Source organism: Azospirillum halopraeferens DSM 3675 (assembly GCF_000429625.1).
Classification (GTDB): Bacteria; Pseudomonadota; Alphaproteobacteria; order Azospirillales; family Azospirillaceae; genus Azospirillum; species Azospirillum halopraeferens.
Window position 1 is genome coordinate 14,165 of record NZ_AUCF01000013.1, and the last position, 26,414, is coordinate 40,578.

Annotated in this window: 30 protein-coding genes and 1 riboswitch; of the genes, 9 read left to right on the top strand and 21 right to left on the bottom strand. The window is 71.4% G+C overall.

Going from position 1 to position 26,414, the window contains the following annotated elements:
• Positions 1 to 39 precede the first annotated feature (39 nt).
• From G472_RS0113575 to gcvT, 5 genes are read right to left on the bottom strand one after another with little or no spacing between them, the layout of a single operon-like run.
• On the bottom strand, positions 40 to 273 hold the full coding sequence (locus tag G472_RS0113575) for a ribbon-helix-helix domain-containing protein (RefSeq protein WP_029008843.1): 234 nt from the start codon (positions 271 to 273) through the stop codon (positions 40 to 42).
• Positions 270 to 1,832, bottom strand: a complete 1,563-nt coding sequence (gcvPB, locus tag G472_RS0113580) for an aminomethyl-transferring glycine dehydrogenase subunit GcvPB (protein ID WP_245593494.1) — start codon at positions 1,830 to 1,832, stop codon at positions 270 to 272. The genes G472_RS0113575 and gcvPB overlap by 4 nt, the downstream gene beginning before the upstream one ends.
• Positions 1,833 to 1,834: 2 nt before the next feature.
• A complete protein-coding gene (gene gcvPA / locus G472_RS0113585; RefSeq protein WP_029008845.1) occupies positions 1,835 to 3,178 on the bottom strand; it encodes an aminomethyl-transferring glycine dehydrogenase subunit GcvPA in 1,344 nt (447 codons plus the stop codon).
• Positions 3,178 to 3,555: a glycine cleavage system protein GcvH gene (gene gcvH / locus G472_RS0113590; protein WP_029008846.1), complete on the bottom strand. Its 378-nt coding sequence runs from the start codon at positions 3,553 to 3,555 to the stop codon at positions 3,178 to 3,180. The genes gcvPA and gcvH overlap by 1 nt, the downstream gene beginning before the upstream one ends.
• Positions 3,556 to 3,592: 37 nt before the next feature.
• The gene (gcvT, locus tag G472_RS0113595) at positions 3,593 to 4,705 is read right to left on the bottom strand and encodes a glycine cleavage system aminomethyltransferase GcvT (RefSeq protein ID WP_029008847.1); all 1,113 of its coding nucleotides are present in this window, start codon (positions 4,703 to 4,705) and stop codon (positions 3,593 to 3,595) included.
• 167 nt (positions 4,706 to 4,872) lie between these two features.
• Positions 4,873 to 4,994: riboswitch (glycine riboswitch) on the bottom strand.
• Positions 4,995 to 5,119: 125 nt separating this feature from the next.
• Here gcvT and G472_RS0113600 point away from each other — a divergent pair.
• Entirely contained in the window at positions 5,120 to 5,995 is an 876-nt protein-coding gene (locus G472_RS0113600) for an AEC family transporter (protein ID WP_029008848.1), read from the top strand.
• A 9-nt stretch (positions 5,996 to 6,004) separates the two neighbouring features.
• On the opposite strand, the gene G472_RS0113605 is transcribed toward G472_RS0113600, so the two are convergent.
• Positions 6,005 to 6,535 (bottom strand): hypothetical protein, encoded by a 531-nt coding sequence (locus G472_RS0113605; protein WP_245593487.1) that lies wholly within the window; start codon positions 6,533 to 6,535, stop codon positions 6,005 to 6,007.
• Between the two features lie 173 nt (positions 6,536 to 6,708).
• Here G472_RS0113605 and ispH point away from each other — a divergent pair, with 173 nt between their 5' ends.
• Both ispH and pyk read left to right on the top strand, forming a co-directional pair.
• Positions 6,709 to 7,674, top strand: coding sequence for a 4-hydroxy-3-methylbut-2-enyl diphosphate reductase (gene ispH / locus G472_RS0113610; protein WP_029008850.1), 966 nt, complete (start codon positions 6,709 to 6,711; stop codon positions 7,672 to 7,674).
• A 260-nt stretch (positions 7,675 to 7,934) separates the two neighbouring features.
• Positions 7,935 to 9,374, top strand: coding sequence for a pyruvate kinase (gene pyk, locus G472_RS0113615; RefSeq protein ID WP_029008851.1), 1,440 nt, complete (start codon positions 7,935 to 7,937; stop codon positions 9,372 to 9,374).
• 8 nt (positions 9,375 to 9,382) lie between these two features.
• Here pyk and G472_RS0113620 read toward each other — a convergent pair whose 3' ends face one another.
• Together G472_RS0113620 and G472_RS37155 are read right to left on the bottom strand one after the other, a co-directional pair.
• Positions 9,383 to 9,943 (bottom strand): tetratricopeptide repeat protein, encoded by a 561-nt coding sequence (locus G472_RS0113620; protein ID WP_051340818.1) that lies wholly within the window; start codon positions 9,941 to 9,943, stop codon positions 9,383 to 9,385.
• Between the two features lie 91 nt (positions 9,944 to 10,034).
• Positions 10,035 to 10,925, bottom strand: coding sequence for a cyclic nucleotide-binding domain-containing protein (locus G472_RS37155; protein WP_051340788.1), 891 nt, complete (start codon positions 10,923 to 10,925; stop codon positions 10,035 to 10,037).
• Positions 10,926 to 11,149: 224 nt separating this feature from the next.
• On the opposite strand from G472_RS37155, the gene G472_RS0113630 reads away from it, so the two are divergent.
• Both G472_RS0113630 and G472_RS0113635 read left to right on the top strand, forming a co-directional pair.
• Complete coding sequence (locus G472_RS0113630) at positions 11,150 to 11,347, top strand: hypothetical protein (RefSeq protein WP_029008853.1); 198 nt, start codon at positions 11,150 to 11,152, stop codon at positions 11,345 to 11,347.
• Positions 11,348 to 11,406: 59 nt separating this feature from the next.
• Complete coding sequence (locus tag G472_RS0113635; protein WP_156927114.1) at positions 11,407 to 11,952, top strand: hypothetical protein; 546 nt, start codon at positions 11,407 to 11,409, stop codon at positions 11,950 to 11,952.
• On the opposite strand, the gene G472_RS0113640 is transcribed toward G472_RS0113635, so the two are convergent.
• The 6 genes from G472_RS0113640 to G472_RS0113665 form a co-directional block, all read right to left on the bottom strand.
• Entirely contained in the window at positions 11,942 to 12,952 is a 1,011-nt protein-coding gene (locus tag G472_RS0113640; RefSeq protein ID WP_029008855.1) for an endonuclease/exonuclease/phosphatase family protein, read from the bottom strand. The two genes, G472_RS0113635 and G472_RS0113640, sit on opposite strands and share 11 nt — an antisense overlap.
• Positions 12,949 to 13,740, bottom strand: a complete 792-nt coding sequence (locus tag G472_RS33050; protein ID WP_051340789.1) for a class I SAM-dependent methyltransferase — start codon at positions 13,738 to 13,740, stop codon at positions 12,949 to 12,951. Before G472_RS33050 ends, G472_RS0113640 begins: the two co-directional genes overlap by 4 nt.
• Before the next feature lie 4 nt (positions 13,741 to 13,744).
• Positions 13,745 to 14,317: a chemotaxis protein gene (locus G472_RS0113650; RefSeq protein ID WP_245593488.1), complete on the bottom strand. Its 573-nt coding sequence runs from the start codon at positions 14,315 to 14,317 to the stop codon at positions 13,745 to 13,747.
• 139 nt (positions 14,318 to 14,456) lie between these two features.
• Complete coding sequence (locus G472_RS0113655) at positions 14,457 to 14,951, bottom strand: DUF934 domain-containing protein (RefSeq protein WP_029008857.1); 495 nt, start codon at positions 14,949 to 14,951, stop codon at positions 14,457 to 14,459.
• Positions 14,938 to 16,629 carry a nitrite/sulfite reductase gene (locus G472_RS0113660; protein ID WP_029008858.1) on the bottom strand — a complete coding sequence of 564 codons (1,692 nt, stop codon included), beginning with the start codon at positions 16,627 to 16,629 and terminating at the stop codon, positions 14,938 to 14,940. Before G472_RS0113660 ends, G472_RS0113655 begins: the two co-directional genes overlap by 14 nt.
• Positions 16,630 to 16,646: 17 nt before the next feature.
• Positions 16,647 to 16,976 (bottom strand): DUF2849 domain-containing protein, encoded by a 330-nt coding sequence (locus G472_RS0113665; RefSeq protein WP_035692375.1) that lies wholly within the window; start codon positions 16,974 to 16,976, stop codon positions 16,647 to 16,649.
• A 224-nt stretch (positions 16,977 to 17,200) separates the two neighbouring features.
• Here G472_RS0113665 and G472_RS33055 point away from each other — a divergent pair, with 224 nt between their 5' ends.
• The 3 genes from G472_RS33055 to G472_RS37160 all read left to right on the top strand — a co-directional run bounded on the left by G472_RS33055 (position 17,201) and on the right by G472_RS37160 (position 21,542).
• Positions 17,201 to 17,938: a phosphoadenylyl-sulfate reductase gene (locus G472_RS33055; RefSeq protein WP_051340791.1), complete on the top strand. Its 738-nt coding sequence runs from the start codon at positions 17,201 to 17,203 to the stop codon at positions 17,936 to 17,938.
• A gap of 121 nt (positions 17,939 to 18,059) precedes the next feature.
• The gene (locus G472_RS0113675) at positions 18,060 to 19,268 is read left to right on the top strand and encodes an NnrS family protein (protein WP_029008860.1); all 1,209 of its coding nucleotides are present in this window, start codon (positions 18,060 to 18,062) and stop codon (positions 19,266 to 19,268) included.
• A 147-nt stretch (positions 19,269 to 19,415) separates the two neighbouring features.
• Positions 19,416 to 21,542, top strand: a complete 2,127-nt coding sequence (locus G472_RS37160; RefSeq protein WP_051340792.1) for an ATP-binding protein — start codon at positions 19,416 to 19,418, stop codon at positions 21,540 to 21,542.
• A 13-nt stretch (positions 21,543 to 21,555) separates the two neighbouring features.
• On the opposite strand, the gene G472_RS0113685 is transcribed toward G472_RS37160, so the two are convergent.
• Entirely contained in the window at positions 21,556 to 22,557 is a 1,002-nt protein-coding gene (locus tag G472_RS0113685; protein ID WP_029008861.1) for a pyridoxal-phosphate dependent enzyme, read from the bottom strand.
• A gap of 406 nt (positions 22,558 to 22,963) precedes the next feature.
• Here G472_RS0113685 and G472_RS0113690 point away from each other — a divergent pair, with 406 nt between their 5' ends.
• On the top strand, positions 22,964 to 23,287 hold the full coding sequence (locus G472_RS0113690) for a hypothetical protein (RefSeq protein ID WP_035692377.1): 324 nt from the start codon (positions 22,964 to 22,966) through the stop codon (positions 23,285 to 23,287).
• Between the two features lie 14 nt (positions 23,288 to 23,301).
• Here the strand turns inward: G472_RS0113690 and fliP are convergent, their stop codons facing one another.
• From fliP to G472_RS0113720, 6 genes are all read right to left on the bottom strand, one after another.
• On the bottom strand, positions 23,302 to 24,048 hold the full coding sequence (gene fliP, locus G472_RS0113695) for a flagellar type III secretion system pore protein FliP (protein ID WP_029008863.1): 747 nt from the start codon (positions 24,046 to 24,048) through the stop codon (positions 23,302 to 23,304).
• Positions 24,045 to 24,368, bottom strand: coding sequence for a flagellar biosynthetic protein FliO (locus G472_RS0113700; RefSeq protein ID WP_029008864.1), 324 nt, complete (start codon positions 24,366 to 24,368; stop codon positions 24,045 to 24,047). Before G472_RS0113700 ends, fliP begins: the two co-directional genes overlap by 4 nt.
• Positions 24,369 to 24,386: 18 nt before the next feature.
• Positions 24,387 to 24,749: a hypothetical protein gene (locus G472_RS0113705; RefSeq protein WP_029008865.1), complete on the bottom strand. Its 363-nt coding sequence runs from the start codon at positions 24,747 to 24,749 to the stop codon at positions 24,387 to 24,389.
• Complete coding sequence (locus tag G472_RS0113710) at positions 24,746 to 25,087, bottom strand: EscU/YscU/HrcU family type III secretion system export apparatus switch protein (RefSeq protein WP_029008866.1); 342 nt, start codon at positions 25,085 to 25,087, stop codon at positions 24,746 to 24,748. Before G472_RS0113710 ends, G472_RS0113705 begins: the two co-directional genes overlap by 4 nt.
• 125 nt (positions 25,088 to 25,212) lie before the next feature.
• Positions 25,213 to 25,752: a copper chaperone PCu(A)C gene (locus tag G472_RS0113715; RefSeq protein ID WP_029008867.1), complete on the bottom strand. Its 540-nt coding sequence runs from the start codon at positions 25,750 to 25,752 to the stop codon at positions 25,213 to 25,215.
• A gap of 84 nt (positions 25,753 to 25,836) precedes the next feature.
• Complete coding sequence (locus G472_RS0113720; RefSeq protein WP_156927115.1) at positions 25,837 to 26,283, bottom strand: DUF2946 family protein; 447 nt, start codon at positions 26,281 to 26,283, stop codon at positions 25,837 to 25,839.
• Positions 26,284 to 26,414: the final 131 nt, after the last annotated feature.

Consider the following 26,414-nt stretch of genomic DNA (forward strand, 5'->3'; position numbering starts at 1 on the left):
CATCGCCCTCATGCCGCCGGTATCGTACACGTCCGGTTGTTAACGCTCCTTGACTTTAGCCTGTGACAATCCCCGGTCCTCGCGCAACCGGCGGAGCACGAACACGCGGATCGCGCTCGACAGGTTGCCGGTGCGGCCGGCGTCGATGCGTTCGATCAGGGTGTTGACCGAGACGCCCTGCGCCCCGGCCAACTCCTTCAGGGCGTCCCAGAACTCCTCCTCCAGTGACACGCTGGTGGAATGCCCGGCGATGAGGACGGAACGTTTCTTCACGGCCCGGCCCGGCCCTCCCCCTCCTTCCACCGCAGCACGGGCTTGCGGGCGGCGGTGGTCTCGTCCAGACGGCGGCGCGGGGTCAACCGCGGGGCCGCCTGGAACCAGGCCGCCGCGTCACCGGCCCTGGCGCGCTCGGCCAGCGCCCGCAGGGTATCGACGAACTGGTCCAGCCCGGCCCGCGACTCGGTTTCCGTCGGTTCGATCAACAGGGCCCCGTGCACCACCAGGGGGAAGTACATGGTCATGGGGTGGAACCCCTCGTCGATCAGCGCCTTGGCGATGTCGAGCGTGGTCACACCCGTGCCCTTGAGGAAGCGGTCGTCGAACAGGCATTCGTGCATGCACGGCCCGTCGAACGACGGGGTCATCACGTCGCCGAGACGCGCCATGACGTAGTTGGCGTTCAGCACCGCATCCCCCGACGCCTGCCACAGGCCGTCCGCACCGTGGCTGAGGATGTAGGCCAGGGCGCGCACGAACATGCCCATCTGGCCGTGGAACGCCTTCATGCGCCCGAAGGCGGTTCCGGCGTCCGGACCGCCCGCGTGCTCCACCAGGCGCAGGCCGTCGGGGCCGTGCACCACGAACGGCACCGGCACGAAGGGCGCCAGCGACTCCGAGAAGACCACCGGGCCGGAACCGGGCCCGCCGCCGCCGTGCGGGGTGGAGAAGGTCTTGTGCAGGTTGATGTGCATGGCGTCGATGCCGAGATCGGCCGGCCGCACGCGCCCGACGATGGCGTTGAAGTTGGCCCCGTCGCAGTAGAAATAGGCGCCGGCCTCATGCACCGCGTCGGCGATGGAGCGGATGTCGCGCTCGAACAGGCCGCAGGTGTTGGGGTTGGTCAGCATGATGCCGGCCACATCCGACCCCAGCTTCGCCTTCAGGGCCGCGGCATCGACGCGCCCGTCCGGCGCGCCGGGCACGGGATCGACGGTGAAGCCCAGGGCCGCGGCGGTGGCCGGGTTGGTGCCGTGGGCGCTTTCGGGCACCAGCACGCGGGTGCGCCCGCCCTCGCCGCGGTGCTCCAGCGCGGCGCGGATCGCCATCATGCCGCACATCTCGCCGTGGGCGCCGGCCGCCGGGGCCAGGGTCACCGCCGGCATGCCGGTCAGCGTCTTCAGCCAGTGCGCCAGGGTGTCCATCAGCTCCAGCGCCCCCTGCACCGTCGCCTGCGGTTGCAGAGGGTGCAGGTCGGCGAAGCCGGGCAGCCGCGCCATCTTCTCGTTCAGGCGCGGGTTGTGCTTCATGGTGCACGACCCCAGCGGGTACAGTCCGGTGTCGATGGCATAGTTCTTCTGCGACAGCCGGGTGTAGTGGCGCACCACCTGCGGCTCCGCCAGGCCCGGCAGGCCGATGCGGCCGCGCGGCCGGACGGTGCCCAGGCGCAGCGGCGCGTCGGGCACCGCGGGCAGGTCGACACCGGTCATGCCGGGGCTGTCCTGCTCGAAGATCAGCGGCTCCTCGATGCGCAGGCCGCGGTTGCCGGTCACGGTTTCCTCGCCGCCGGCGGATTCGCCGGCGAAGGCGGCGGTGGGGCGTCCCTGAGCGTTCATCGTCATCGCAGCACCTCGGCCAGGCCGTTCGCCAGGGCGTCCATGTCGGAATCGGTTGTGGTTTCGGTGGCGGCAACGAGCAGCAGGTCCTCGTGCTCGCCCGCGAACAGACGCGACACCGGCACGCCGGCCAGGACGCCGCGGCCGGCCAGCGTGTCGACGACCGCCGCCGCCGGCTTCGTAAGCCGCACCGTGAACTCGTTGAAGAAGGCGTCGTTCAGCACCGCGACGCCGGGCACGCCGGCCAGCCGGTCGGCCAGCCGGACCGCCCGGGCGTGGTTCAGCCGGGCGAGGTGCCGGAACCCATCCTCTCCCAGCAGGCTGAGGTGGATGGAGAAGGCCAGCGCGCACAGGCCGGAGTTGGTGCAGATGTTGGACGTCGCCTTCTCGCGCCGGATGTGCTGCTCGCGCGTCGACAGGGTCAGCACGAAGCCGCGCCGCCCGTCGGCGTCCACCGTCTGCCCGCACAGGCGGCCGGGCATCTGGCGGACGTACTTGTCCTTCACCGCGAACAGGCCGACGTAGGGGCCGCCGAAGCCGGTCGGGTTGCCCAGCGACTGCCCCTCGGCGGCGACGATGTCGGCGCCCATGTCGCCGGGCGGGGTCAGCAGGCCCAGCGACACCGCCTCCGTCACCACGACGATCAGCAGCGCCCCCCGGGCCCGGCAGAGGTCCGCCAGCTCCGTATAGTCGCGGACGTGGCCGAAGACGTCGGGGTTTTGGACGACCACGCAGGCGGTCCCGTCATCCACCAGCGCCGCGATGTCCTCGCCCCCCGTCGGGGCGGGCGGCAGCACCACCGTTTCGAAGCCGATGAAGCGGGCATCGGTGGTGGTGGTGTCGCGGTAATGGGGGTGCAGGCCACCCGACAGGATCGCCTTGCGCCGCCGGGTCAGGCGGTTGGCCATCATCACCGCCTCGGCGCACGCGGTGGCGCCGTCGTACATGGAGGCGTTGGCCACGTCCATGCCGGTCAGCAGGGCCACCTGGGTCTGGAACTCGAACAGGACCTGCAGCGTGCCCTGGCTGATCTCGGGCTGGTAGGGGGTGTAGGCCGTGAGGAACTCGCCCCGCTGGATCAGGTGGTCGACGGCCGCCGGGATGTGATGGCGGTAGGCGCCGCCGCCCAGGAAGGAGGGCACGCTGCCGGCCGGCACGTTCTTCGCCGCCATGGCGCCCAGGGCGCGCTCCACCTCAAGCTCGCCCATGTGATCGGGCAGCCCCTCGACGGGGCCGCTGCGGCGCGCCGCGTCCGGCACGTCGCGGAACAGGTCGTCGACCGACCGGACGCCGATGGCGTCCAGCATCGCCCGGCGGTCGGCCTCGGTCAGAGGCAGGTAGCGCATCAGTGCAACCCTTCCACGTAATCCTTGTAGGCGGCCGCATCCATCAGCCCGTCGAGCTGGGCCGGGTCGGCGATGCGCAGGGTGTAGAACCAACCGTCTCCTTCGGCGGCGCTGTTGACCAGGGCGGGGTCCTCGACCAGCGCCTGGTTGCCCTCCAGCACCTCGCCGGACACGGGGGCATAAATCTCGCTGGCGGCCTTCACCGATTCCACCACGGCGCTTTCCTTGCCCTGCTCCAGCGTGCGGCCGGGTTCGGGCACCTCGACGAAGACGACGTCGCCGAGCTGGCTCTGGGCGTAGTCCGTGATCCCAACCGTGCCCACGCTGCCCTCGACGCGGATCCACTCGTGGTCCTTGGTATACCTTACGTCAGCCATCGATCCCCTCCGGAAGCCCTGTTCGTGTTGCAAGACGTCAACCGCGATAATAGCGCTGCGGCACGAACGGCATGGCCGTCACCCGGGCCGCCAGCGGTTTGCCGCGCACCATGAGCTGCACCGGCGTGTCCGGTGCGGCGTGTGCCGATTCCACGTACCCCATGGCCACCGGCGCGTTGACGGTGGGACCGAATCCGCCGCTGGTGACGGTGCCGATGGCCCGCCCGTCGGCGTCGGCGATGCCGGCCCCCTCGCGCGCGGGCTGGCGCCCCTCCGGCCGCAGGCCGACGCGGCGGCGCGCCGCCCCTTCGGCAAGCTGCTTCAGGATGACCGCGGCGCCGGGAAAGTTCGCCTCTTCGCGCCGGCGCTTCGACAGCGTCCATTCCAGCGCCGCCTCGACGGGCGTCGTCTCCTCGGTGATGTCGTGGCCGTAGAGGCAGAGGCCGGCCTCCAGACGCAGCGAGTCGCGCGCGCCAAGGCCGATTGCCTCCACCTCGGGCGAGGCCAGCAGGCTGCGGGCGATGGCCTCCGCATCGGCGGCGGCGCAGGAGATCTCGAATCCGTCCTCGCCGGTGTAGCCGGAGCGGGTGAGCACCACGGGAATGCCGTCGAACACGGCCGGCAGATGGCTCATGAAGGCCATGGTGGCGGCCTCCGGCACGAATCGGGCGAGCACGCCGGCGGCGTCCGGCCCCTGAAGCGCCATCAGCGCCGCGTCGTCCAGCGGCTCCACCGCGGCACGGCCGGCCAGACGGTCGCGCAGGTGGGCGATGTCGTGCGCCTTGCGGGCGGCGTTGACCACCAGGAACAGGTGATCGCCGGCGTTGGTGACCATGAGGTCGTCCAGGATGCCGCCGCGCTCGTCCAGGAACAGGGTGTAGCGCATGCGGCCGGGCTTCAGGCCGCGGATGTCGCCGGGCACCAGCGACTCCAGCGCCGCCGCGGGATCGTCGCCGACGAGGCGGACCTGCCCCATGTGGGACACGTCGAACAGGCCGGCGCGGGCGCGGGTGTGCTGATGCTCCTTCAGGATTCCCGCAGGGTATTGCACCGGCATGTCGTAGCCGGCGAAGGGAACCATCCTGGCGCCCAGCTCCACATGCAGGGCGTGCAACGGCGTCCGCTTGAGTGTTTCCGATGCCCCGGTCACAACGGTCCTCCCGACAGGTTGGCCCACCCGCGCAGGGATTGCGCGGATGCTCGGGCCCCCTCTGTCTTGGACCTGAGAGATTCACCGGCCGGGACCAGCCCGCTCCACCGGCTTACTCCTTCGGTGAGGCCCCGTCCGTGGCCGGCCGGGTCCTGCTTTCCAGAGCGCCTTTCCCTGCGGTCCTTTTGCCTGAGAGTTTCCGGGGCGGTTGCTCCTTCGGCGCCGCCCGGCCGGAGTCCCCGGCCACAGGGCCGGTGGACGCCGCGGCGGTCTCTCCCGCGAGGGATCGTCGGCGTATGGGTGACAAGCTACCCGGCCGGGCGGGTTTGTCAATCCGGGGAACCATATTCAGGTCCCGCGGCCATGCCACGGGACCGTGGACCCGGACGGCAAAGAGGCGCAGGTATGCGCCCCATGGCTTCCCAACTCCTCTCCATCCTCCTGCCCGTCTTCACCATTGCCGCCATCGGCTGGACATGGGTGCGGCTGGGCCGGCCCTTCGACCCGGCAACCCTCTCGGCCCTGGTGACGACGATAGGCGTGCCGGCCCTGCTGCTCTCCTCACTCACCCGCTCGGCGGTGACTCCGGCCTCGCTGCTGGAGATGCTGGCGGCGGGCGCCCTGGCCCTGGCGGCATTCGCCGCCATCGGCGCGGCGGTGCTGCGGTTCGTGAAGCTGCCGGTGCGCCTCTATCTGCCGGCGCTGATGCTGCCCAACACCGGCAACCTCGGCCTGCCCATCGTCTTCTTCGCCTTCGGCGAGGCGGGCATGCCCTATGCCGTGGCCTTTTCCACCCTGGTGCAGATCGGGCATTTCACGGTCGGGATCGGACTGGCATCGGGGCGGATGGCACCGCGCACGCTGCTGACGACACCGGCCATCTGGGCCTTCCTCCTGGCGCTCGCCCTGATCGGCACCGGCACCCCGCTGCCGGGGTGGGCGGCGGACGCGGCGCGCATCCTCGGCGGCATGGCGGTGCCGATCATGCTGCTGATGCTGGGGGCATCGCTGGCGCGGCTCAGCGTGCGCAACCTCGCCCGTCCGCTGGGGCTGTCGGTGGTGCGCGTGGCGATGGGATTTGCGGTGGGTCTGGCCGCGGCGCGGCTGGCCGGGTTGGGGCCCGAGGCGGCCGGCGCCCTGGTCCTCCAGTGCGCCATGCCCGTCGCGGTGTTCAGCCACCTCTTCGCCGTTCGCTACGGCGGTCCGGCGAACGAGGTGGCGGCGATGATCGTGCTGTCGACCCTGGTCTGCCTGGCGACCCTTCCGCTGATGCTGCGGGTGGTTCTGTAGCGGCGGCCGTCAGCGGTTGAAGACCGTCCGGTTGAAGGCAAGCTGTTCCGGCGTGAGCTGGAAGCCCAGCACCACCTGCCAATCCTTGGCGTTGACGTCCTTGCCCACGGGAATGGTGACCGCCACCTCGTCGGTGCCGGCGGCGCGGGCGGCGTTGGCCGGGAAGGTGACGGAGACGTCGTAGACCGCCTTCTGCACCGGGTCCTCGTGACCGGGCGCCATCACCGCCACGAAGTAGCGGTAGGCCGCGCTGTTGCCCTGCATGGCGGGACCGCGCTCGGCCAGCAGGTCGACCTTGACGTTCACGGTCACGCCGCGGGAATCGTACTCGCAGTTGCCGGAATAGTCGGTCAGCGCGGCCCGCGAGGCCACGTCGGTCATGTCGCGTCCGCCGGGGCGGAACTCCGTCACCTCGTGCAGGCCGCCGATGATCGACACCTTCGGGCAGGCCAGCGCCAGTTCCGCCGGCGTCGAGCCGCCGCCCAGTCCGATGCTGGAGCAGCCGGCGAGGGCCAGCACGGCACCCGCCAATCCGGCCACCACGGGGGTTTTCCGGACGAGGGTTCCTATATTACGGTCGCGGCGGGAGGTCATGCGTGTGCCCGAATTCCTGGTTGCATGCGTCGTTCCCGCGACTTTAGAGAAGCCGCCGCAGCCGCACAAGCCGCGGCCCGTGCGACCCTGCCCTTCATCGAACCGCGACGGAAACCGTCATGCCCAAGGCGCCCCTGACCATCCTGCTTGCCGCACCGCGCGGATTCTGCGCCGGCGTCGACCGCGCCATCCAGATCGTGGAGACGGCGCTGGCCCGCTTCGGCGCCCCCGTCTATGTGCGCCACGAGATCGTCCACAACCGATTCGTCGTGGAAAGCCTGGAAGCCAAGGGCGCCGTCTTCGTGGACGAACTGGACCAGGTGCCCGACGGCGTGCCCGTGGTCTTTTCCGCCCACGGCGTGCCCAAGGCGGTGCCGGCGGAGGCGGAGCGGCGTGGCCTGTTCTATCTCGACGCCACCTGCCCGCTGGTCAGCAAGGTCCACCGCGAGGCGGAGCGCCACCATCTGGACGGTCGCCGCGTGGTGCTGATCGGCCACGCCGGCCATCCCGAGGTGATCGGCACCATGGGCCAGCTCCCCGACGGCGCCGTCCTGCTGGTGGAAACCGTCGACGACGTGGCGCGGCTGGAGGTGGCCGATCCGGACAACCTCGCCTACGCCACCCAGACCACCCTGTCGGTGGAGGAGACGGCCGGCATCCTGGCCGCTCTGCAGGCCCGCTTCCCCGCCATCGCCGGGCCGCGCAAGGAGGACATCTGCTACGCCACCACCAACCGCCAGCAGGCGGTGAAGGCGATCGCCCCGCAGGTGGACGCGCTGCTGGTGCTGGGCGCCCCCAACTCGTCCAACTCCAAGCGCCTGGTGGAGGTGGCCAGGGGGGCCGGCTGCGCCCGCGCCCGCCTCGTCCAGCGCGCCGGCGAGATCGACTGGGACTCCCTCGCCGACGTGCGCCGCCTGGGCATCACGGCCGGCGCCTCGGCACCGGAGGTGCTGGTGGAGGAGGTGATCGCCGCCGCCGGGGAGCACTTCACGGTCACGGTGGAACAGGTTCGCACCGCCCACGAGGACATCGTCTTCAAGCTGCCCCCGGCGCTGGCCGGCACGGCGGCGGCCGGAGGTTCCTGACCGCGCCCACCGTGCCCGGGGGAACACAGGCGGGGCGCCATGGCGCGTCGTCCGCCTGCGCACCGTTGACAACCGCCGCGGCGCGCTTCACGTCTGTGCCGGGGTTGCCCCTCGCGTGCCCCGATGGCCAACCGCCGGGGACGGCCGCGCCGCGCAACATTTTCGCCGCCCGGCGGTCATTGCCGTGACAGAGTGCCGCGCTATCCTGGTCCGGCACCGGCGCGCCGCTCCCGACCACCGGAACCCGTTCAGGATACCCCATGAAACGCAAAGGCAGCCCGACCCGCCGCTTCCGTCTGACGAAGATCGTCGCCACGCTGGGTCCGTCCTCCTCCTCGCCGGAGATCATCCGCACCCTGTTCGAGGCGGGCGTCGACGTGTTCCGCCTGAACTTCTCCCACGGATCGCACGAGGACCACGGCCAGCGCCTTGCCATCATCCGCGCCCTGGAGGCGGAACTGGAGCGGCCCATCGCCGTCATGGCCGACCTTCAGGGCCCCAAGCTGCGCATCGGCCGCTTCGCCGAGGGGCCGATCACGCTGGAAGCCGGTCAGCGTTTCCGCCTGGACCTGTCGGGGGACCCCGGCGACGGCCGGCGCGTCACCCTGCCCCATCCCGAGATCTTCGCCGCCCTGGAGCCGGGGGCCGACCTGCTGCTCGACGACGGGCGCGTGCGCCTGCGGGTGGAGGAGTGCAGCAGCGACCACGCCGATACGGTGGTGATGAGCGGCAGCCGCCTGTCCGACCGCAAGGGCGTCAACGTCCCCGGCGTCGTGCTGCCGCTGTCGCCGCTGACCGAGAAGGACCGTGTCGACCTGGCCTTCGCGCTTGACCAGGGTGTCGACTGGGTGGCCCTGTCCTTCGTGCAGCGGCCCGAGGACGTGGCCGAAGGCCGCCGCCTCGTCGCCGGCCGCGCCGCCCTTCTGTGCAAGCTGGAAAAGCCGTCGGCCATCCAGCACCTGGACGCCATCGTCGAGATGTCCGACGGCATCATGGTGGCGCGCGGCGACCTCGGCGTGGAGATGCCGGCGGAGGACGTGCCGACCATCCAGAAGCGGATCATCCGCGAATCGCGGGCGGCCGGAAAGCCGGTGATCGTCGCCACCCAGATGCTGGAATCCATGGTCTCCAGCCCGGCGCCGACCCGCGCCGAGGCGTCGGACGTGGCAACCGCCGTCTATGACGGTGCCGACGCGGTGATGCTGTCGGCGGAGACGGCGGCCGGCGCCTACCCGGTGGAGGCGGTGTCGATGATGGACCGCATCGCCCGGCGGGTGGAGCACGATCCGCTCTACCGCACCATCGTCGGCGCCCAGAGGCCGGAGCCGGAGCAGACCTCGGCCGACGCCATCACCGCGGCCGCCAGCCAGGTGGCCCACACCATCCAGGCCGCCGCCATCGTCACCTACACCACGTCGGGCTCCACCACCCTGCGCGCCGCGCGCGAGCGGCCGGAGGTGCCGATCCTCTGCCTGACGTCGAGCCGCGAGACGGCGCGCCGCCTGGCTCTGGCCTTCGGCGTCCACAGCGTGCACACCGAGGACGTGCAGAACTTCTCCGAGATGGTCCAGAAGGCCGTCAAGATCGCCTACGAGGACGAGCTGGCGCTGGAAGGCCAGCGGCTCGTCATCACCGCCGGCGTGCCCTTCGGCACCCCCGGCAACACCAACATCCTGCGCATCGCCTGGGTCGAGGCGTAGGAGGCGCGCTACAGCGCCTCCCCCGCCAGGTCGCTGCGCAACTCGTCCGCCCGGGCGCGCACGCCCTTGAGGTGGGGGTTGATGGACAGCGCGCCGTCGAAGGCGCGCAGCGCCCCGCCCGGCTCGTCGATGGCGAGATAGATCAGGCCGAGCCCCGCCAGAGCCGGAAAGTGCCGGGGCTCCAGCTCCAGCGCGGTGCGGATGTCGGCCACCGCCGCCGCGTAATCCCCCATCAGGTAATGGGTGTTGGCGCGCCGGTTCCAGCCCTCGGCGTAATCGGGGGCCAGGTCCACCACCCGGTCGAACATGGCCAGGGCGTCGGTGAAGCGTTCGGCGAACAGGTATTGCACCCCCTCTTCCATCAGATCCCGGATCTCCGGACCGGGGTGCTCCAGCCAGATGCTCCGGATGGCGTCCTGGGTCGCCTGCGCGACGGCGTCGTCGCGGGTGTCCTGAAGGACGCGGAACAGGGTGTCCAGGCGGGCGTCATCCTGGCGCGCCGACGCGGGCGGGGCCAACGCGAGGATCACCGCCGTCACGGCGGCGAGAAGAGATGGCAAGCGGATCATGGTGTAAGTGTGGGCCGCCGCCGGCCCGGCGCCCATCCTCCGGGAGCATACGGCGGCCCCCTTGGTCGGGTTAGACCGGGCGCGCCGGCCCTCAGGGCGTGACGTGGATGCGCAGCACGAACGGCGACTGCAAGCCGCCGGCCACCACCACGCTCTCACCGGGCGGCAGGCGCAGCCAGTCCTTGGCGAAGATGCCGCCGAGGAACTGGCCGTTGACCGTTGTGCCCAGCTCGCTGCCCAGGTCGCGCACCACCAGCCCCAGCCGGTCGTCCCGGTCGATGGCGAAATGGCCGGGCGACAGCCGGTAGGGCGGCGCGTCGGGAAGCAGCAGGGCGCCGCGCTCGCGCACCGGCGGGCCGCCATCACGAGGGGCGCGGCCGACGCGGAACGGCAGCGTGTCCACCCACACCGGCGGCATCGCCGGCCGACCCTCCCACCGGATGCTGATGGCGTGGGAGCCGAGACCCAGCCGCGCCGACTGGATATAGCGGCCGATCCGGCGCTCCGCCTCCGCCGCCACCGGCATCGCCGGGACCGGCGCGTCCGGTTCGTCCGGTACGTTCCCCGACGGATGGTCCGGCTCCGCCTCCGCCGGCAGCGGCTCCGCCCCGGCATCGGCGGCGCTGCGCAGGTGTGCCACTTCCTCCGACAGGCTCCGCACCCGCTCGCTCAGGCGCGCGAGCATGCGGCGCGCCGTCTCCGGCTCCCCTGCCACGATGTCGGCCAGGCGGTCCGCCGCGATCAGCTCCACCGTGACGTCGCCGGCGGCCCGTACCGTGGCGCTGCGCGGCCGCCGCTCGATCACCCCCATCTCACCGACGATGTCCCCCGGCCCGGCCTCGCCCAGTTCCACCGCCGCCCCCGGCCCGTCCCCGGGGACCTCCTTGATAACCAGCACCCGCCCCTCGACGATGCGGCAGGCGAAGTCGCTGGCGTCGCCTTCGCGGAACAGAACATCGCCTTCCCTGAAGCGCATCATCATGGCCGCCGCCTCCTCCCGCCCACCCGGATTCGAACGGGCCAACCCAACGTTGTCAAAGGGTTTTCCGGCCCGCTCGGCCGCCGGACGTGACGATTCACCGCGCAAGCGCAACCGCGGCCGTCTTGCGGAATCGGCAAAAATTGCCTACTCTTTCAGGGTAGCATCACGGTTCGGCGGCGTGCGACCGATGGTCGGCTGCCGGCGGCCCGGAACGGAGACCAGCCATGAACATCGGCGCAGTCGGCGGCACGCCATCCTACGTCAGCCCCTTGCAGAGCGGCCCGAACGCCGCGCAGCAGGCGCAGATCCAGGATCAGCAGCAACAACAACAGGCCAGCCAGCAGGCAGGGGCCGGTGACGAGCAGGCGCGACCCGGCACCGTCACGGAAACCCGCGGCAACAACCTGAACATCGTCGTCTGAACGACGCGGACGTTCGCCCCCGACCGGGGAGTCCGCCGGCGTCGTGAGGAGGCGTGCCCATGGACATCAAGGCGATTGCCAGCGTTGCGGCGGCAAGGACCCCGGTGCCCGGGAACGCATCTCCGGCTGCGCCGGCCGCAATCAATGGTACGACGACCAACGACCGGGGAGCCGACTCCGGCGGACGGAGCGGTGAAACCCCGGCGACCGGCGTGTACATCAGTCCGGTGCTCCGCTACGACGTGCTGGCGAAGCTGCCGGTGCTGTTCTTTCGCGACTCGGACACCGGCGAAATCCGCGACCAGATCCCGCCGGAGCGGGTGGTCGAACGGTACCGCAAGGCCGGAGGGCGCGACCGGGCGTACGCCGACGATGGCACCGGCGACCCTTCCGTCGAGGTTGTCGGCGATGAGCGGCGCACGGACGTCGGCGCGTTGCCCGCAGAGACGCCGCCTGCGCTGCGTCCGCCTCCCTCATCCCCGATGTCCCCGGCCTTCGTGCCGTCCATGCCGCCCCCACCCGCGGGCGGGCCACCCGGAATGGGTGGCGGCGCCGGTGCCGCTCCGCCGTCCGGGGACGGCGGGCGTGTGTCGGTTACGGTGTGATGCGGCCGGAAACGAGGTCGTCGGGAAAGGCGAAGGTGGCGACCACCGGGGCGTGATAGCTCTCCGGTGATCGGGCGGTGGTGGCGTGCGCCAGCACCTCGTCGCCCAGGGCCTCGTTGTGGATCTCGGCACCGCGGAACCAGGCGAGCAGCCCGCGCGACACCAGCAGGTGATCAAGCATCACCGCCTGCCCCCCGTGCAGGACCGAGAAGCGGCGGTCCTCGGGCACGCTGCGCTCCAGCGGCACCAGGGCGCGCATGGCCAGGTGGCCGTTTCCGGTGTCGTCGGGATCGCCGCGGATCAGCCGCACCGGGGTCTCGCGGCCCTCCGCATTGTAGTCGCCGGCCACCACCACCAGCGCCTGCGGGTCGGCATCGAACAGCCGTTCCACGGCCAGGCGCGTTTCCAGCGCCTGCCCCGCCCGCTTGACCGAGGCGATGAAGAACCCCTCCCCCCAGCCTGCGACGCTGTGCCAGCTCAGCGCCCCCTTCTTCTGGCCGGGCACCGGAGCGGCCAGCGGTGCGCGTAGATGCAGGTTGAAGACGTGCAGGGTGCGGCCGCCGGGCAATTCGATCTCCGCCTGGAGCACCGGACGGTCCCAGGACACGGGTTCCGGCCCGGCCGACGCCGGTGTGGCGGTGACCATGCGCACCAGAGGTGGCGGCACCAGATCGTGGCGGATCAAGCGATGGGAACGTACCGGCCAGCGGCTGGCGATCACCAGATTGTGCTTGTCGGCAAAGCCGTCGCGCCCGGCTCCACCGGACAGGTGGAATCCCTCATAGGGCGTGTCCTTCAGAAGCGTCTCCAGGCCGCGCAGCGTGCGCGGCCGGCCCTTGACCGGGCGTTGGGCGTTCACCTCCTGAAGGCACAGCACGTCGGCGTCCAGCCGGCGCAACTGCGGGCGCAGCACGGCGCAGCGCTGCTCGAACGGCGGGTCCGCGGTGGTGTCGTCCAGGTTCTCCAGATTGAAGGTGGCGATGCGCAGCGTCCGGCTCATGGCGCGCCTCCGGCGGCGGTGCGGCGGGCCAGGAACAGGTGGTTGGTGTTGACCCTGTGGCGCCGCCGCCGGTGGCCCGACAGCAGGTCGCGGGTCGCCACCACCGCGGCGGACAGCCCGCACGCCGCCAGCCGGGCCGGTGTGTCGCTGCCATAGATCCGGTAATGGTAGGGGTGGCCGTAGGCGGCCATCCGCTTGGCCGGCGTGTCCATGGCGGCATCCTCGGCGGTCGGCCGCCGGGGATCAAAGGGAAACATCAGCACCGCCCGGCCCGAGGGTTTCAGCACACGGGCAATCTCCCGCAGCGCGGCGCGGTCGTCGGGCACATGTTCCAGCACATGGCTGGACACCACCATGTCGAACGCGGCGTCGGGGAACGGCAGGTCGGTCAGGTCGGCCTGCACGTCGGCGTGAGGATTGAAGCGGTCCAGCGTGACGTAGCCGCGTCCGTGCTGCGCCCGGAACGGCGCCTCGAGGCAGGGTTCCGGCGCCGTGTGCAGGACCGTGAGCCTGCGCCGGAAGAAGTCGGTGCGCTCCCGCAGGTAGAGCCACAGGAAGCGGTGCCGTTCCAGGGAGCCGCAATCGGGGCACTGGGCGTTGCGCCGCCCGCCGAGGCCGAAGGGCAGGAAACGGCTGGCGCTTCGGCCGCACACCGGGCAGCGCAGCAGCCCGCCGGCCGGCACCGGCGCCCGCGGCCGGTCGTACAGGGTGCGGCGTTCGTACACCGCCGCCTCGTCCAGGCCGGCGGATTCGATGGTGGGCAGAAGGCGGGCCAGACCGTGCAGCATGGGCTCAGAACAGCTCGACCTCGCCCTCGATCGCGGTGTGGCGCAGCCGTTCCATGAAGGACGCCTCGCTGCGGGCGATGTCGCGCACCGCCTCCTCCCCGATCAGGCGGCGCTGGGAACGTCCGGTGGTGGGATAGAAGCGCACGGCGCGCGGCACCTGTCCACCCACGTCCCAGCTCACCGTCGGGATGCCCTCGGTGGCCAGATAGTCCATGACGAACTCGACGTTCCGCACACCGATGTCGGAGCGTGAACCGTTGACGCTGGCCCCCCCGAACACCTTCGCCCGCAGGCGGTCGCGCCGGCCGGTCACGGCGAGAAGCCGGTTGATGAGCTGTTCCATGGCGGCGCTGCCGTAGCGGGCCGATGCCGACAGGGCACCGCCCCCGGCATCGGGCAGCAGGAAATGGTTCATGCCGCCCATCGCCGCCACCGGATCATAAACGCAGGCGGCGACGCAGGACCCGAGCGTCGTGGTGATGATGACGTTCGGGTCGTCGGTGACCACGCACCCGCCGACCACGATGCTGATGATCTCAGCCCCCAGTCGGCGATCGTGATAGCGCCGCTCAGCCACGGTGGCGTCCGGGGCTCTGCGGCTGGCCAGGGGCCGGAGGACGGAAGGGGGCATGAACGGGCCGATCAGTCGCGAGTCCCGGCCACTGTAAACCGTTGCCGGCGCGGGACCAACGGTTATGAACGTCCGGACGTCCCCTTTATGCAACCCGCCGACGCAGCAGGCCCAGCGGGCCGCCGTCGCGCAGGGCCGCCTGATAGGCCACCGTGATCGGGCCGGCCGCGGCGATCCACGCCGCAGCGTCCCGGCCGGCCGGCAGTTCCACCTCGTCGAAGCCGCAACGGTGCAGGAACTGGTACTGGTCGGGCAGCACGTCACCGACGGCACGCAGCGTGCCGGTGAAGCCAAACTCCTCGCGCAGGCGGCGGGCGGTGGTGAAGCCGCGGCCGTCGCGGAACTTCGGGAAGGCGACGGCGATCAGCGCCAGGCCGGCGATGCCGTCGCCCGGGGCGTCAGCCGGCGCGTCGGATGGCAGCAGCACGCCCACCGGGGCGGTGCGGGCAACCAGCGCCGCGCGCTCCGCCCGCCAGCGCGCGAGGCTGACGATCACCGCGCCGTCGGCCGGAACCGGGGCGTCGTCGGCCAGGGTGGTCCAGGTGTCCGCGGCCGGCCGGCCGTCCTTAACGAGCGGCATTGACCATCTCCTTGAAAGGCCCGTGGCCGACGCGGGCCAGGGTGTCGATGAAGCGCTCGCCCGGCGTGCGCAGATCCAGGTAGCGGTTGACCACCGCTTCCACCGCATCGACCGCATCGTCTGCGGTCAGGGCGGGGCCGGCGATGTCACCGATGGCGGCCCCCGCCAGTTCCGCGTTGCCGCCCAGCGTGATCTGGTAGAACTCCTCACCCTTCTTGTCGACGCCGAGGATGCCGATGTGGCCGACATGATGGTGGCCGCAGGCGTTGATGCAGCCGCTGATCTTGATCTTCAGCTCGCCGATGGCGCGCTGGCGGTCGAGATCGGCGAAGCGGCGCGAAATCTCCTGCGCCAGCGGGATGGAACGGGCGTTGGCCAGGCTGCAATAGTCCAGCCCGGGGCAGGCGATGATGTCGGTGACCAGCCCGGCGTTGGCGCTGGCCAGTCCGGCCGCGGCCAGCCCCTGCCACAGGGCGTGCAGGTCGTTCCGCCGGACGTGGGCCAGCACCAGGTTCTGCTCGTGGGTGACCCGGATCTCGCCGAACCCGTAGCGGTCGGCCAGGTCGGCCACGGCGTCCATCTGGTCGGCGGTGATGTCGCCGGGCACGCCGCCCACCGGCTTCAGGGAGATGGTGACGCTGGCGTAACCGGGGGTGCGGTGGGCGTGGACGCTGGACGTCGCCCAGGCGGCGAACGCCGCGTCGCGGCGCCGGGCCTCCTCATAAGCTTCCGACACCGCAGGAAGGGCTTCGAACGGCGGAGGGGCGAAATGGCCGCGGATGGCGTCCACCAGCACCGGATCCAGGCGGTAGAAGGGCCCGCGGATGCGCGCGAACTCCGCCTCCACCTGCTCGGCGAAGCGCGCGACGCCGATCTGGTGGACCAGGATCTTGATGCGCGCCTTGTAGATGTTGTCGCGTCGGCCGTACTGGTTGTAGACGCGCAGCACCGCCTCCAGGTAGGCGACCAGATCCTCCTCGGGCAGCCAGTCGCGCACCTTGGGGGCGATGAAGGGCGACCGGCCGAGGCCGCCGCCCACATACACCTCGAAGCCGACGTTGCCGTCACCGTCCCGCTTGGTCACCAGACCGACGTCGTGCACGCGCACGGCCGCCCGGTCGTTGGGGGCGCCGGTGATGGCGATCTTGAACTTGCGTGGCAGGAACGAGAATTCGGGGTGCAAGGTCGACCACTGCCGCAGGATCTCGGCGTAGACGCGGGGGTCCACAACCTCGTCCGGGGCGGCGCCGGCGAACTGGTCAGTGGTGACGTTGCGGATGCAGTTGCCGCTGGTCTGGATCGCATGCATGTCGATCTCAGCCAGTTCGGCCAGGATGTCCGGCGTGTCGGCGAGACCGATCCAGTTGTATTGCAGGTTCTGGCGCGTGGTGAAGTGGCCGTAGCCCTTGTCATGGCGCCGCCCGATGCGGGCCAGCCCGCGGAGCTGGGTGGAGCTGAGCACGCCGTAGGGGATGGCGATGCGCAGCATGTAGGCGTGAAGCTGGAGGTAAAGCCCGTTCATCAGCCGCAGCGGCTTGAACTCGTCCTCGCTCAACTCACCGCGCAGGCGGCGTTCCACCTGGCCGCGGAACTGGGCGACGCGCTCGCGCACGAACTGCCGGTCGATCTCGTCGTAATGATAGATGCCGGCCCGGTGGCGGGGGGCGACGTAGGTCATGACGCTATCCTTCGGTTTCAGGCTGCGCGGTCGCGGGGGTCGGCCTGCTTGCCCACGTCGGTGCGCACGCTGGGACCCAGCGCCCGCACCCGCTCGCGGTAGCGCAGGGGCTCCGGGGCTCCGTTGCGCATCTCCACCTCGAAGGCGTAGACGCCGACCACGAGGTTGGCCCGCTCCGCCTCCTGCGCCGTGGCGAGGGCCGCGTCGACGGCGGCGCCTTCGAATGTGCCGGCGTCTTCCAGGCGGTCGACCCAGGCATTGCGGGCGCTCAGCCACACCACCGCCCCGTCGCGCAGCCGGTTGGCGGTGATCGCCTGCAACCCCGTCCGGGACGGTTCCTTCGCCATACTCCTCGCTCTCCTTCCGGTCGCGCCGCATTTCACAACGCGGCTGCATTTTAACATCCAGATGGCGCATTTTTAACAGCGTCGCCGGCCCTAAATCAACACAAATTTCAGCGGCCAATTGCACATAATACGTTAGCCAAATGTATTTGCTTGCCCCGAGTGCCCGCAGGTGATAGTGTCGAATTGGGTTATATAACATTCATTAAAGTGTGAAATGACCGGCCATGCCAGAAGGTTCCCTCCCCACCCATGACACGCTCCGGGCGGCCGAACTCGCCGAACGGTATGCGGACCTCGATGCGGCAGATCTGATTGCGGTCGCCCGTGACGCGTTCCCCGGCCGGCTTGCGCTGGTGTCGTCCTTCGGCACCGAATCGGCGGTGCTGCTGGCGTTGGCGGCGGAGGTGGACCGCCGCATCCCGGTGATCTTCGTCAACACCGGCAAGCTGTTCGGCGAGACGCTGCGCTACCGCGACACGCTGGTCAGCCGGCTCGGCCTGCAGGACGTGCGCAGCGTTGGCCCTCGCCGCGACGAGGTGGACGCCGCCGACCGCGACGGCCTCCTGTGGCAGAAGGCGCCCGACCTGTGCTGCCACCTGCGCAAGACGCTGCCGCTGAACCGGGCGCTGGAGGGCTTCGACGCCTGGATCACCGGGCGCAAGCGGTTCCAGTCGTCGACCCGCGCCGCCCTGCCGGTGTTCGAGGCGCAGGACGGCCGCATCAAGGTCAATCCTCTGGCCCACTGGGACAAGGACCGTCTGGAGGCGGAGTTCGCTCGCCGCGACCTGCCCCGCCACCCCCTGGAAGCCGACGGTTTCCTGTCCATCGGCTGCTACACCTGCACCGAGCGGGTGGCCCCCGGCGCCGACCCGCGCTCGGGCCGCTGGGCCGGCACGGGCAAGTCGGAGTGCGGCATCCACACCAACGGTGCCGGCGACTTCACGGACGCCTGGTCGATCTGAGGGAGAGGGCGATGCGGATGCGGGTGCCGTCGGTCACCCTCGCTTGATCCCCGTCAAGACCGATCGCACCCGGGCATGGTGGGATCACCGGCATTGATCGCCCCTGCCCGGATTCGCCCCCATGAGCCTCAGTCCCGCCGCACCGCTCGGCCGCATCCGGCCTTCCCTGCTGGTCGCCTACGGATTCCGTCCGTTCTTCCTGTTCGCCGGCCTCGCCGCGTTCCTGGTGATGGCGGGCTGGCTGGTCGTGCTGGCGACCGGGAGCTGGCCGGCCGGGCCGGTCGCACCGACGGCCTGGCACGCCCACGCCATGCTCTACGGCTTCGTCACCGCGGCGATCGCCGGCTTCCTGCTGACCGCGGTGCCGAACTGGACGGGCACGGCCGCGCTGAGCGGCGCGCCGCTGGGCGGGCTGGTGGCGCTCTATCTCGCCGGGCGCATGGCCCTGCTGCCCGGCCTCGGCGTTCCGCCGGCAGTGGCGGCCGTCGCGGACCTGCTGTTCCTGCCGGCGCTGGCGGTGGCCCTGGCGGGGCCGCTGGTGCGGGCCGGCGCGCTGCGCAACACCGCCTTCCTCGGTCTGCTGGCCCTGCTGTGGATCGGCAACGCGCTGTTCCATCTGGAATGGCTCGGGCTGGCGGAGGATGGTGTGCGCCTCGGCCGGACGCTGGCGATCGGCACCGTGGTCATGATGATCGCGGTGGTCGGCGGGCGCATCGTGCCCGCCTTCACGCGCAACGCCCTGGCACAGCGCGGCGTCGCCGTCGACGTGTCGCCGCGGCCATGGGTCGAGCGCATCGCGCTGGCCGCCACGCTGCTGCTGATCCCGGCGGAGATGGCCGCGCCCGGCAGCACCCTTGCCGGCGCGGTCGCGCTTGTGGCGGCGCTGGCCCACGGCGTGCGGATGGGGCGCTGGCACGGGTGGCGGACCGGCGGGCAGCCGCTGGTGTGGGTGCTGCACGCCGGCTATGCCTGGCTGCCGGTCGGGCTGGCGTTGAAGGCGATGCACGGGCTGGGCCTGCCGGTGTCGGAGAGCGCCGGCATCCACGCCCTGACCGCCGGCGCCTTCGCGGTCATGATCCTGGCGGTGATGACCCGGGCATCACTCGGCCACAGCGGGCGGCCGCTGGTCGTGGGGGCCGTCATCGCGTGGTCTTACCGGCTTCTTCTCGCAGGGGCGGTGCTGCGGGTGCTGGCGGATGTGGCGCCGGGAAGTCTGTACCGGCCGCTGCTGGACGGCGCCGGTGCCGCGTGGCTTGCCGCGTTCGCCCTGTACCTGATGGTGTACGCGCCGATCCTGCTGAGTCCTCGGGCCGACGGACGGTCCGGTTGATCGGACGTACACGGCGAAAGGGGGTGACCGTCCCTTTCCGAAGCGCATAGGGATGCGCACCGGCATAGGCACGGATGCCGGCTTCCCTTCCGCGGGTTGCCGGCACACAGTGGGCGCCCGCGCGCATGGCAAGGCCCACGGACGCTGATGCACCCGTTTGATCTCCCCGTCGTGGATGTGCTCCAGGCGCTGGGCCGCAACGTCGGGCTGCTGGCGCTGGCGGCCGTGGCCTACGCCGTGGCGATCCGGCGCATCGACCGCGGCAGCCTCGCGGGACAGGCGGTGTACGGCGCGCTGTTCGGCGCCATGACCGTTCTGGCCATGGCGCTGCCGTTCGAGTTCGCTCCGGGCATTCTGGTCGACGGCCGCCCCGTCATGCTCGCCCTGGCCGGACCGTTCGGCGGCCCCCTGGCCGCCGTGCTGGCGGCCCTGGCGGCGGCGGCCTTCCGCCTTCATCTGGGCGGCGTCGGGGCCATCGCCGGCGTGGCGGGAATTGTGATCGCGGCCGGGGTCGGCATGATCATGGCGGCGGTACCGGCGTACGGCGGGCGGCCGTTGCGCCTGCCCCACATCTTCATCCTCGCCGCCGTCGTCAGCCCGCTGCATCTGGCCAGCGCCCTGCTGCTGCCCGATCGGGAGCAGGCCCTGCGCCTGCTGGAGGCCACGGGGCCGGTGGCCCTGCCGGTCACCACGCTGGGGATCGCCATCCTCGGCACCCTTCTCATCCACGAACACTGGCGTCGCCTGGGCGAACTGGCGTTGCGCGACAGTGAGGCGCGGTACCGCCTGCTGGCCGGGAACATCGGCGACGTGCTGACGCGCATCTCCCCCGATGGCACCCGCACCTTCTGTTCCGAGGCGTCGCGGGACGTGCTGGGCTACGAGCCGGAGGAGTTGATCGGCCGGCCCGCGGACGCCCTCGTCCACCCCGACGACCGGCCCGTCTTCGCCGCCGCCCTGTCCGGCCTGTCACCGGAGGCGCCGGCTACGACCTGCGTGATGCGCAAGCGCCACGGCAACGGCCATTGGATCTGGACCGAGGCGTCGATCCGCCTGGTCAGCGATCCGGTGACCGGGCGACCCATGGAATACATCGCCGTGGCCCGCGACGTCACCCGCCGCATCCACAGCGAACAGGAGGCCCGCGCCGCCCGTGACGAGGCGGAACGGGCCAACCGTGCCAAGTCCGCCTTCCTGGCCGGTGTGAGCCAGGAGTTGGTGACCCCGCTCAACGCCATCATCGGCTTCACCGATTCCATCGCGCGGGAGTCCCTGGGGCCGGTGGGCGACCCGCGCTACCTCCAGCTTGCCCTGGATGCCCGCGACAGCGGCCAGCATCTGCTGGAACTGATCAACGACGTGCTCGATCACGCCCGGGCGGATTCGGGGCGGCTGACGCTGACCGAGGACACGGTGGATCTGGACGCCGCCGTGTCGTTCTGCGTCCGCCTGATCTGGCCGCGCGCCGAACGGGCGGGTGTGAACCTGTCCTACGACGTCGCCCCCGACGTGCGCCATCTCCGCGCCGACGAGATGCGGATGCGCCAGATCCTTCTGAACCTGTTGTCGAACGCCGTGAAGTACACGCCGTCGGGCGGCCGCGTGACGGTGTCGGCGTCCCTGCGCGACGGACAGCCCGTGATCGTCGTCGCCGATACCGGTACGGACGCCGACCGCAGCGCACGCCACTCCGCCGCCAACGACGACCGCGCGACCGAGGAGAGCGGCTTCGTCCTGCCTCTGACCCGCCGCCTGGTGGAGCTGCACGGCGGCACTCTGGCGGTGGCATCGCCGGGCCGCGGCGGCATGGTCGCGACGGTCCGCCTGCCGACCGAGCGTCTGACCGACGCACCGGCACGGCCGGCCGCAACCGTCGTGCCCGGCGGCGCCACCATTCTGCTGGTGGAGGATGATCCGCTCATCCGCTTCGCCGCGGCGGAGCTGCTGGCCGGCTTCGGCCACATGGTCCTTCAGGCGGGCAACGCCAACGAGGCGCTGGCCGTGCTGCGCGAAGGCCGGCCCATCGACCTGCTGTTCACCGACGTGGTGATGCCGCCGGGCATGAACGGCGCGGAACTGGCGCGCGAGGTGGAGCGGCTGCGCCCCGGCATCCGCGTGCTGCTGACCTCCGGCTTCGCCGGCCACGCCATCGTCGGGGAGGACGGCATGGGCAAGGGGTACGAGATGCTGCCGAAGCCCTTCAGCCCGGAGGACCTGAAACGCAAGCTCGACACCATGCTGGCCGCCCGCTCCGCCCCGTCAGCCACGGGATGAGGGGCGACGCGGCTCAGGCCGCCTCCAGCACGCGGGTCAGGGCGGCGGCGTCGACGTTGCGGCCGGATACCACCGCCACGGTGCGCGGCGCCGCACGCACCCGGCCGGCCAGCAGTGCCGCCACCGCCGCCGCCCCGGCCCCCTCGGCGACGATGCCGACGGCGCGGTGCAGGGTGCGGACGGCGTGGGCCAATTCATCCTCCTCCACATAGACGATGGCGTCCACCAGGGTGGCCGCCGCCGCCCGGGCCAGCTTGCCCAGATCCGCCACGGCGATGCCGTCGGCCAGCGTCGGCCCCGGCCCGGCCCCGCCCGGCCGGAAACGGGCATGGCGGACGCCGACCACCCGCGCCGACGGGTTCCGTGCCTTTACCGCCGCCGCCACGCCGGCCAGCAGCCCGCCGCCGCCCACCGGCACCACCACCAGGTCGGTGTCCGGCCGGTCCTCCAGGATCTCCAGTCCGACGGTGCCCTGCCCGGCGATGACATCGGGATCGTCATAGGGATGGACGAAGGTCAGGCGCCGATCCGCCGCCAGTTCCAGAGCCTTGTCCCGCGCCTCGGCCACGGTCGCCCCGTGCAGCAGGACCTCGGCGCCGTATCCGGCCGTGCGCTCCACCTTGTTGCGCGGGGCGGTGACCGGCATGACGATGGTGACGGGAACGCCCAGCCGCGCCCCGTGCAGGGCCAGCCCGGCAGCGTGGTTCCCCGCGGACATGGCGACCACCCCCTGCGCCCGTTCGGGCGCGGTCAGGCGCAGCAGGCGGTTGAGCGCACCCCGCTCCTTGAAGGCACCGGTGGCCTGGAACGTCTCCACCTTCACCCCGATCGCGATGCCGGGACCGGCGCCGAGACCTGGCGCGTCCAGCAGCGGCGTGCGCACCACCTGCCCGGCCAGACGGGCGGCAGCGGCGCTTATGGCGGAGGAGGGCAGCCAGGCGGGAAGTCGGGGGGAACGGTCGGAACAGGCGCCACATCGGGGGTGGCGCACGGCGACGGCGTGCGCGGCGAACATCGCAGGGAGTCCTTGCGGCAACGGAGGAGGCGGAGGCGACGCGAACGGTCCCGGACCGCGTCAGCGGCCCGGGCGGATAATTCGACGCATTCGCCCGCCCGCCATACGGCGGCACGGTCCGATACGGTTCCGATTGTCATTGCCGGCCGGGTTCAGGGTCCCGGCGCCCCACGGGCGTTCCATCACGCCACACTCCATCCACCGCACCACGACGAACGCGATTCGTCCCCGACGCTTACAGCGCCGGGCCGCTAATTCGCATTCGCATGAGTCGCAGGGTGGTGTGCATGCCCCGATCCTTAACGCGCCGGGCGGCTCCGCGTCAAGGCCCGCACGCAGCCACTCGCGCGGTGCCGCCGAAAGAGGTACAGTGGCGCAACGATTGGTCGCGCTGTGTGGCTGCCCCATGAGGATCGTTTCAGCCCTGCTCGCCTGCCTGCTGCTGACCGCCTGCTCCGGCGAACCGTCGGAGGCGGAGATGCGCACGGCCGTTGAGGCCCACACCCGCCGCACCATCGAGTCGCAGGGGCGCAGCTTCAGCCGCTTCGATGCCTTCCGCAAGCAGGGCTGCGTCACCGCGAAGAGCCGGCCGGACGGCTATGACTGCTACTACGCCGCCACCTTGCAACCGCTCCCCGGCCAGCCCACGCTCACCGTCAACGGCAAGGGCTGGTTCCGGCGCACCGACCGCGGGATGGAGTTCGCCGATCTCGGCGCCCAGCCACGATAGAAGCCACAACGGCGCTACAGCGTGCCGAAGCTGCGCGCCAGCGATCCGGCGATCAGATACCAGCCGTCGACCAGCACGAAGAAGATGATCTTGAAGGGTATCGCCACCATGGTCGGCGGCAGCATCATCATGCCCATGGACATCAGGATCGACGACACCACCATGTCGATCACCAGGAAGGGCAGGAACAGCAGGAAGCCGATTTCGAAGGCGCGCTTGATCTCCGAGATCATGAAGGCCGGGATCAGCACATGGGCCGGGACGTCGGCCGGCGCCGCGATGTCGTCGATGCGCGCCATCTCGGCGAACAGGCGCAGGTCCTTCTCGTTGGTGTGGCGCAGCATGAAGTCGCGGAACGGTGCGAAGGCACGCCGCATCGCCTCGGTCTCGTCGATGCGTTCCTCGATCAGGGGCTGGATTCCGTCCGCATAGGACCGCTCCAGCACCGGCGCCATGATGAAGAAGGTGAGGAACAGGGCCAGACTGATCATCACCGTGTTGGGCGGCACCTGCTGGATGCCCAGCGCCTGGCGCAGGAAGGACAGGACGATGACGATGCGGGTGAACGACGTCATCATGATCAGGATCGACGGCGCCAGCGACAGCACCGTGATCGCCGCGATCATCTGGATCATGCGGCCGGTGGTGGACCCGCCGGCATCACCGATGTCGAAGGTTACGCTCTGCGCCAGAGCCGGCCCGGCCGCCAGCCCGGCACCCAGCGCCAGCAGGACGGCGATCAGCAGACGGCGGGCGGTCATGGCGTTCCCCCCTCCCCGCCCCGCGGCCGGTCGGCTGCGGCGAGCGCGTCGCGGAAGCCGGAGCGCACGGGGGACTCCACCACCCGATCACCGGTGGTGCTCAGCAGCAGCAGGTGTTCGGAATCATCACGGCGCACCAGGACGAGACGCCGCCGGGTGTCCAGCGGCAGCACCTCGACGATCGACAGCCGGCGCTGGCGGGCCGGCGTGTGGATGGTGCCGCCATAGCCGAGCCGGCGCAGCACCAGCGCCAGCACGACGAACAGCGCGATGACGAACACCAGCGCGAGGGTGAAGCGGATGTAGGTGTCGATGTCCATTATGGCGATGGCCGAGCCTCAGGGATCGTCGGGCCGGTCCGGCGGATCGGCCGGGCCCGGCGGAGGGGCCGCGCCGTAGGCCGCGACGGCGCGGCGGCGGGCGGTGTGCGGGCCGATCACCGGCCCGGCGGCGGCCAGGGCATCGCGTTGGCGCGCCAGCACCGCGGCCAGGGAATCGAGGGCATCCACCACGGCCTCCAGGCGGGCCAGGAGGGGCCGCGCCTCCTCCGGCGCCAGCGCCAGGGCGGCATCGCACACCGTGCGCACGCGCTCGCCCAGCCCGTCCAGATCGAGCCAGGCGCCGCCCTCCGCCTCGTCCCGCGCCTGCGCCAGGGCGGCGGCGACGGCCGCCAGTTGGCGCCCGATCTCCTGCGGAGTCATGGCGCCTCTCCGACGGGGCCGTCCGCGAGCGGATCGGCGGGTATGACCGTGCCGTTGGCCCGGTAGACATGGGCCAGGATTTCCGCCACCGCGGCGATGGCCTCCACGGGAATCTCCGTGTCCACGTCGATGGCGGCGAGGATCTCCGCCAGGTCGGCGTCCTCGCGCACCTTCACCCCGTTGGCGAAGGCCAGTTCCAGGATCTGCTCGGCCACGTAACCCTGGCCGGTGGCCACCACCCGGGGCAAAGCCGCCGCCCCCAACTCATACTTCAGCGCCACCGCGACGGGGCGGCGGGCCGGAGGTGCGGGACGATGCGGCGGACGGCGGGTGGACACGGCGTGCCTGCGGATGAGGGCGGGGCTGGAATGCCCGCGCATCCTCTCCCGAACATGCTTAATGAACGATGAAGGTGTCGGCAGGGAGCGGGAGCGCCGGACCGGTCCGCCGCTCCCGCCGGGCTTCAGTGCGCCGGCTGCGGCATTGCGTGGCCATCCGGCGACATGGCCCCGGCGGCCTGCACCGGCACGTCGAGGGTGACCGCGCCGGCGGTTTCAAAGGTCAGCGTCAGCGGGAACCGGCTTCCCTGCGCCAGCGGCTGCTTCAGCCCGATCAGCATGACGTGCAGGCCGCCGGGGCGCAGGACCGACGGCTCACCGGGCGCCACCTCGATGCCGTCGACCGGGCGCATGCGCATGACCCCGTTGTCCATCAGGTGGGTGTGCAGTTCCACCTTCTCGGCCACCGGGCTGGACGCCGCCACCAGACGGTCGACCGCCTCTCCGTCGTTGGTCAGCGTCATGTAGGTGCCGCCGACCCTGGCGTTGGGCGCGGTGGCGCGGGCCCAGGGGGCGACGATGGCAATGGTGCCAACGGTCGCCGCCGGGGCCCCGGAGGCGGCGGGAGCGGCGGCGGGCGCGGGGTGGCCGTGCCCCCCCTGCGCGAGGGCAGGAGCGGCAGCGGCCAGGGCCGCGACGAGCGCGGCGGCAAACAGGGTCTTCATGATGCGTTTCCTCGAATCGGTGGCCGGCGCACGGCGCGATGCCGGCGGGCGGGCAATAGAACGGACAGGCGATGGTGCGGGAGGTCAGGCCCGTGCCGGCGGGGCGCGGCTGGGCGGCAGGCGGCAGGGTGCGGCGACCGGAGGGGCCGCCGCCGCGTGCTGCGGCAGAATGGCGCGGACCACCCGCTGCGGCTCCGCCGGTGCTGCCGGCAGGGGCGGCGGCGCCCCCACCGCGGCGGCGACGGCCGTGCACACGGGGCAGGCTTGCGGCCCCGGCGCGTCCGTGTCGCCGGCCGGCGTTCCCGGCGCCGCGCGTCCCGATCCGTCGGCCAGGCACAGGCTGTCCCAGGCGGTGTTGGTGCCGGCAGCGGCCAGCACCGCCTGCACGGGCAGCAGCACCTGCATGAGCACCGCCAGCACCGCCAGCCAGACCGCCGGACGCCGCTGCGGCCGGGCGGCGGACGCGCAGACTCCGGAGCGGTGCGGGTGGGCGATGGATTCGGAACGCAGCATGGCGGGTGACAGTACCACAGCGGCCCGCTCCGGCAACTCCCTGCGTTTGCCGGCGGGATTCAGGGTTTGTTAACGCAAACGCGCGCACCTTTCGGAAGGCCCCCGGAGTCGAGCCCGGTGGAGAAAAGGTCGGCGCGAAAGTGCGGGCG